The organism is Bifidobacterium imperatoris (assembly GCF_002860405.1).
In the GTDB taxonomy this organism is placed as follows: Bacteria; Actinomycetota; Actinomycetes; order Actinomycetales; family Bifidobacteriaceae; genus Bifidobacterium; species Bifidobacterium imperatoris.
In genome coordinates this window covers 1-6,153 of sequence record NZ_NMWV01000047.1, presented here as the reverse complement: position 1 = coordinate 6,153, position 6,153 = coordinate 1, and the positions used below count along the sequence as shown (strand labels likewise).

At 55.2% G+C, this 6,153-nt stretch carries 8 protein-coding genes and 2 pseudogenes; 1 reads left to right on the top strand and 9 read right to left on the bottom strand.

Translation table 11 applies throughout. The features are described 5' to 3' along the window. A pseudogene (locus Tam1G_RS11250) lies at positions 1-452 on the top strand (integrase catalytic domain-containing protein); the annotation flags it as partial. On the opposite strand, the gene Tam1G_RS11245 reads toward Tam1G_RS11250, so the two are convergent. The 9 genes and pseudogenes from Tam1G_RS11245 to Tam1G_RS11205 all read right to left on the bottom strand — a co-directional run. After that, complete coding sequence (locus Tam1G_RS11245) at positions 449-739, bottom strand: hypothetical protein (protein ID WP_165782004.1); 291 nt, start codon at positions 737-739, stop codon at positions 449-451. The pseudogene Tam1G_RS11250 and the gene Tam1G_RS11245 overlap by 4 nt on opposite strands. 26 nt (positions 740-765) lie before the next feature. Next, positions 766-1,035 (bottom strand): type II toxin-antitoxin system TacA family antitoxin, encoded by a 270-nt coding sequence (locus tag Tam1G_RS11240; RefSeq protein WP_101626592.1) that lies wholly within the window; start codon positions 1,033-1,035, stop codon positions 766-768. An 88-nt stretch (positions 1,036-1,123) separates the two neighbouring features. Next, positions 1,124-2,014 (bottom strand): NotI family restriction endonuclease, encoded by an 891-nt coding sequence (locus Tam1G_RS11235; RefSeq protein ID WP_101626591.1) that lies wholly within the window; start codon positions 2,012-2,014, stop codon positions 1,124-1,126. Further along, on the bottom strand, positions 1,995-2,933 hold the full coding sequence (locus tag Tam1G_RS11230; RefSeq protein ID WP_278251022.1) for a DNA-methyltransferase: 939 nt from the start codon (positions 2,931-2,933) through the stop codon (positions 1,995-1,997). The genes Tam1G_RS11235 and Tam1G_RS11230 overlap by 20 nt, the downstream gene beginning before the upstream one ends. A 121-nt stretch (positions 2,934-3,054) precedes the next feature. Then, positions 3,055-3,243 (bottom strand): type II toxin-antitoxin system RelB/DinJ family antitoxin, encoded by a 189-nt coding sequence (locus Tam1G_RS11225; RefSeq protein ID WP_101626589.1) that lies wholly within the window; start codon positions 3,241-3,243, stop codon positions 3,055-3,057. A gap of 184 nt (positions 3,244-3,427) precedes the next feature. Continuing rightward, entirely contained in the window at positions 3,428-4,237 is an 810-nt protein-coding gene (locus Tam1G_RS11220) for an IS1595 family transposase (RefSeq protein ID WP_101626588.1), read from the bottom strand. A gap of 223 nt (positions 4,238-4,460) precedes the next feature. Beyond that, the gene (locus tag Tam1G_RS11215) at positions 4,461-4,811 is read right to left on the bottom strand and encodes a hypothetical protein (RefSeq protein WP_101626587.1); all 351 of its coding nucleotides are present in this window, start codon (positions 4,809-4,811) and stop codon (positions 4,461-4,463) included. A 120-nt stretch (positions 4,812-4,931) separates the two neighbouring features. Further along, the gene (locus Tam1G_RS11210) at positions 4,932-5,414 is read right to left on the bottom strand and encodes a hypothetical protein (RefSeq protein WP_101626586.1); all 483 of its coding nucleotides are present in this window, start codon (positions 5,412-5,414) and stop codon (positions 4,932-4,934) included. Between the two features lie 306 nt (positions 5,415-5,720). After that, positions 5,721-6,153 (bottom strand): annotated as a pseudogene (locus Tam1G_RS11205) (integrase catalytic domain-containing protein); the annotation flags it as partial.

Here is a 6,153-nt window from a genome sequence, read left to right as displayed (position 1 = left end):
TCTACTACCGGTACACCGTCGATGAGCTCGGCCTGCTCAACGAGCTATGGGAGCTGGTGCGCGTCAAGGCCAACCTGTTCACCCCGTCCAAGAAGCCGGTCGCGCGCGAAAGCACCCGGGACGGCCGTCCCCGCCGCGTCTACGACGCACCACGCACCCCGTGGGAGCGGCTCAAGGAGTTCGACGAGGCGGACAGGGCCGCCGGCGGCCCCGGCTTCATACCCGACGACAAGCGAGAGGAGATCGAACACACGCTCGCGACCGTGAACCCGGCCGAGCTCGTCCGCCGCATCCACGACATCCAGGACCGGCTCGAAGCACTGGCGGCACCGCGCACCGCGCGGCTGGCCAGACGCATGGGCCCGGACATGGCATACTTGAACAAGACGCTCGCCCGGATCGCGGGCGTCGAACCGGAAGACGACGAAACCCCACAAGCCGACGCGGACTAGGATTTCACGCTCACCACAGGTGAGGCACCACTCCGGATTACGCGCTCATTTTCAAATGAGGCACCTCGATCGGGCGTATTGCGGCGTAGCCAACCTCCTAATACGCTGTCCCTGTTTACTGAATAAGCGCTGAGGGTATAGAAGCCGGCAATTGCTCCCTCTGCAGTGGTTGATATATAGGGCACTGCAGTACCGTGCTTTGCCGCGCCCAAGGCCCGCTTGTGAGCCCAATCGTCGATAAGCGGAATGCCGCAGGAGAAATCTTGTATATTGTCATCTTCTTCCATGCGTCGTGGTTTCAGGAAGGAATGTGTCAGGCCCATTGTGGGTCCCTCGCCATCAGTTCCTTGGCAGCGTCGGGTATAGGGTCATTCAGCGCGACCAAGAAAGCGTCGAATGAAGCATCATTCAGCCGCAGAGTTGTCTCCTTATCGATATCGCGACGCGCGGCTTCGATGAGGTGTTGTGCAGTCCATTGAGTGAGCGTCGAGCCGGTTAGCGAAGCTGCCCGCTCGATAAGCGCTCGTTGTTCTTCGGTGAGACGGATATCCAAACGTGATGATTTCTGTGTGATTGTTGCCATAGATTCAATTGTACGTCAAAAATACGTACATACTGTGGCAGCAAATCATCTTTATCGGTTTGGTTGCTGTGATTTGTCTTTGGGTCTGTTAGACCAAAGTGTGCATACGGTTATTGAGCCGGAATGGATTGAAGAGATAATCTGGTTTCATTCTCTTTTCGAGAATCTTGTTGATAGCCACCAGCTCCTCGTTCGACGGAGATTCCAGTCCCATAATGCGGTCAACAGCTTCAGCTGTTATGCTCTTCATTTTCCCAAGTCTCAGGCACATTTCGGATTGAGCGGGAATGTAATCATAACAATGGAAGTGAATGTGATTCCTATGATTGTCGTCCTCTACTTCAGAGAAGTTGAACGCCTGCTCCATGTAGTCATACAGCGGTGTTTGACAGATTAGAACAAGATGACGATTGAACGTCTCAAAGAGCTGCCCCTTCTGGACTATCTGCGTGAGAATCGTTTTGCCTGTCATTTTCCAGTTAATCGAGTATTCCTGCTTGTCCGTTTTCGGAGTATCGGACTGCATGTATCCAAGGTCGCATAGCAGACGTTGCCTGTTCGGCCACACCGATCCTGTGGTATCCAAAGTCTGGAGTTCTATACCCACGAAATCAACGGGATGGCCGTCTCTGAACGCCGCCAAGACATAGTCCAGTCTCCCTGCCGATGTCTTGACTTCCGGTATGAGATACAAGTCGCTTCCGGGGATGCTGGAGGAAATCAAATCAATGCAGTCAAGAAAAATACGATTCCCTTCGATTAACCGGTCCGGACATATGAGCATTGGCATATCTTCGTTGCTGACAGAATCCTTTGCCAGCACGCTACATGTCCCGATGGTCTCGTTAACGCTCTTACGCCGCTTTCCACAGCGTTTCCCGGTAAGAGGACAGATTTGGTTTGCCAGAGAATCCGTCAAATCGGGAGCATCGCTTCCGTTCACGTAGAGTCCGTACATCTCATTGACGCGATGTGCCATCACAACGCTCCTTCGCGAGTTTCAAATACTCGTCGGAAATATCGATGCCGATTGACTTGCGCCCCATTTCCGAGGCGACCTTACATGTGGTTCCCGTGCCGACGAATGGGTCCAGCACAACGCCGGAAGGAGGGCATGTCAGCGCTATCGGATTCTTGACCAGATCCTCCGGGTATGGGGCGTAGTGGTATTTGCGACCCTGAGTATCTTCGGGGATGATGTCCCATACGTCTGACATCTTTGCCCCCTGCTTGCTGTATTTCAAGAAGTAGAAGCCTTTATCCGCGAGTTCCTTGGCCCTGCCGGACAGCTTTGCGGAATTTCCGTGCGTGGTTCGGGTGGCACCGCGTATGACCATCCTGAAATCGGGTACCTCACCAGCCTCAACAAGCGCAAGCATATCGTCCAACGCCTTGAAGGCATTGCGCTTCTCTTCTTCCGACAGCTCAGTAGAAAGCTCGATTTTACGGCGGTACCTGACGCCGGATACGCCTGTGGCAGAGACCACGGCGCCATGTTTCACGCTTTTCGCCTTGCGTGGTTTGATGCGCGTTGCATCGATGTCGTAGTAATAGCCCTTCTCAGATTTCGTGAAATGGAACACCGGTTCCCAGAGGTTACGCAGCTTGTCCTTCGCGTTATCAGGCGCGCCCTTGAGCTTGTTCCACACAACTTCATTGCGGAGGATGAAACCAACTTCATCCGTCAGGCGGATGGCTACCCTGTTTGGAATCTGAAGAAGATGCTTGTTATGGTAGGAGTCCCCGATGTTCAGCCAGAAGGATCCGGATGGTTTCAGCACCCGGTAGACCTCGGAGCAAATGGCGCACAAATCAGAGATGTAGCTTTGGTACTTGTTTTCCAGTCCGATTCCTCCGCCCAAATACTCCCTTTTCATCCAGTACGGTGGAGACGTAATGGCGCAGTCGATGGAATCGTCGGGAATGATTCGCAGAACTTCCAGTGAATTCCCTAGAAGGAACTGCGGTTTTGTTGATTCAGAGGAAAGGTATGCCTCTACTCTCTCTCTCTCTCGGCGCTCACGCCTGATCCTCCTTGTTTCCGTGATTTCCGATTCGCATGTCTATCGGTAGCCCCTGTTCGCGCACGACGGCCTTGAGGAAGATGGTGACGGCTCCAGACAGACTCAAGCCGAGTTCGCCAAGCACCTTGTTGGCTTCGTCCTTGAGTTCGGGGTCGATTCTCATGGTGGTGGTCGGCACGCTCATAGGGTTGTCCTCCAATCGGATTGGTAGCTACATCGTAGCCCATCCGATTGATAAGGAGCATGCTATCACTTGTCATACGGGCATGGGCATGCGCACGTACATGCTGCGCGTGAGCCGGTACGCGCCGTTGCGGAGCTGGCGTCTGATGGTGCCCCGCTGCTTGGTGGGTCCGCTCTTGAACGCCTCAATCCACCGGAACCATGCGAGGTAGGACTGGAGGTGCTTCGTGGACACGCCCTTGAAACCGTGCATGAAGTCCTTGAGACGGGCGTGCAGGCTGTTGATGCGATTGATGGCGTGCTCGGTCGCGCCCGTGCGCTCCAATGTCGCGCCGAGCCGGTCGAGGACGGCGGGGTAGGCCCCGGCTTTTGTCGGTGACGACGAGAGCACCCTTGCCGATTCGCCCGTTGAGCGCCTTGTAGGCACGCTCCTTGCCGGGCATGCCGCGACCGGATACCACGAGGAAGGACGCGCCAGTGTCGTCGATGCCGGTGACGACGCACACCTGCTGCTTGCTCAGACCGCGTTTCGCTGCCTTCTTGCCGCTCTTGCGAGCGGGGCGCGGCATGGTGCCCTTGCGGTAGCCCTTGTAACTGTCGCGGAAGTACGTCTCGTCAATCTCCACCCGGTCGCCTGCGACCGCGTTGAACGAGGGATTGTAACGTTGGATGCATTCGATGATGCGGCGGCGCATGAACCATGCCGCGCGCAGGCCAACGCCGCACTTGTCCGTGCAATTCCGCAGCGACAGCTGGTCGATGAATGCCTCCACGTAGGTCATCCACGTCTCCACCGGCAGCTTGGACATGCCGAGTACGCGACCGACGTTGGCCGTGAACGTGCGCTTGCAATCTTTGCAGTACCAGCGCTGATTGCCCTTTACCGTCTTGCCGTTGCGCTTGATGGAGATAGAACCGCAATGCGGGCAAGCATCGGCAGGCAGCTCCCGAGAACCCGTGCATGTCCTCGTACACGATGGAACGCAACGCCTCAATCGTCCGACGACGCTCGTCGTCATCCAGCAGCGCGAGCCCGTCCCGGACCCGCTGACCAGTTTCGCTGCCTTGCTTCATTTGCTCATAATTCCATTGTAATTACTAAGTAATTACTTAGTAAATCAAAAACAATACTTTGGTCTAACAGACCCTTTGTTTTTGGGCTAGTGACTTGTGTTGTGCTCATAACCGCACAGTTATGAGCACAACACAAGTCATTGATTATTCTCCGATGATCCAGCGTCGTCGTCTCTGATATGCGATGGGATCGTCCCAGTCGCGCATATCGTAGCCGTTGTTGGCTGCGATGGCTGCGGCGTTGAGTGCTTCGCGAACGCGGTGGCTGGCTCCGTAATCGGGAATCCAGTCATCCTCAATCCAGCGATAGTCTCGTATGCGGCGTGCGGGAATGTGTACGTTGCGGCTAGTGGCATAAGCATATGACGTTACATCAGGTACAGGTTCTCGCGATGCGCTATAGGGGAGTATCCAGTATCTGTTGTGTGTATATCCCGCGCGCTTGGCTTCGGCCTCCATGATTCGGTATGGCCGGTCCTTCCATGTTCGAGACATGGTGATGTTCCTTTCAAACTAGGCAATAGTTGCTTAGTAGAAAGGCGCGGTGAATCCGTTAGTCATGGTTGTTCCTTTCGTATTTGGATGGTGCCGATTATGTTGGTGAGAGACTATCGGTTAATTGTCCGTTGATGGTTTTTCCGAGAGCATTGTACGGAAAAACTCCTCGTTGATAATCGGGTAGCCATCCTCATCCACTGGCTGCTCCTCAGGGAGAAAGAGAGGGGCAACGGGATTTGCTTCGCGTTCAGCTTTCTCGGCCTTCCATCGTTCCTCAAGTTCTTTCATTGCGGTGTCGAATGGTTTGAGCTGACGCTGTTTGTTGATATAGAGAAGTCGGCTGCTGCGTTCTTCCATGCACTCATCGCAGATGAGAGCGGCGACTTGTGTGCCGTCATCGCATGGGTCAAAGAATGTAGTGCCGTAATGTCCGTATGAGGTCATTTCAATAGCGCCCATTGGCAGCAAGTCGTTGTCATCATGGTTGAGAGGCAGATAGTCAACCTTGCCTATGTGGTGATTAATGCAGACTTCCGCAGTCAATGATTTGCCGCAAATCAGACATACAAGTTTGAATGGTGCGGTCTTATCGTTCATCATCGTCCTCCCGGTGATGTGTACAGGTCATCAATGGCCCGCTCAAGTCAGCCAACTTGGGAGAACCGCACCAGACTACAACATTGGAGAGCGAGGCGTCAATTTCGTCCGTTGAGTATAGCTCGATTACAGAATATATATTTGTTTCTTCGGCAGTCATTGCTCACTCAAATGCATATTTTCACGAGCGGGCATGGTGTGCTGACTTAATGCATGATGCAGGAGCAGTTAGTCTTTGGAGCGAGGTGCCTCATTTGAAAATGAGCGCGTAATCCGGAGTGGTGCCTCACCTGTGGTGAGCGTGAAATCCTAGTCCGCGTCGGCTTGTGGGGTTTCGTCGTCTTCCGGTTCGACGCCCGCGATCCGGGCGAGCGTCTTGTTCAAGTATGCCATGTCCGGGCCCATGCGTCTGGCCAGCCGCGCGGTGCGCGGTGCCGCCAGTGCTTCGAGCCGGTCCTGGATGTCGTGGATGCGGCGGACGAGCTCGGCCGGGTTCACGGTCGCGAGCGTGTGTTCGATCTCCTCTCGCTTGTCGTCGGGTATGAAGCCGGGGCCGCCGGCGGCCCTGTCCGCCTCGTCGAACTCCTTGAGCCGCTCCCACGGGGTGCGTGGTGCGTCGTAGACGCGGCGGGGACGGCCGTCCCGGGTGCTTTCGCGCGCGACCGGCTTCTTGGACGGGGTGAACAGGTTGGCCTTGACGCGCACCAGCTCCCATAGCTCGTTGAGCAGGCCGAGCTCATCG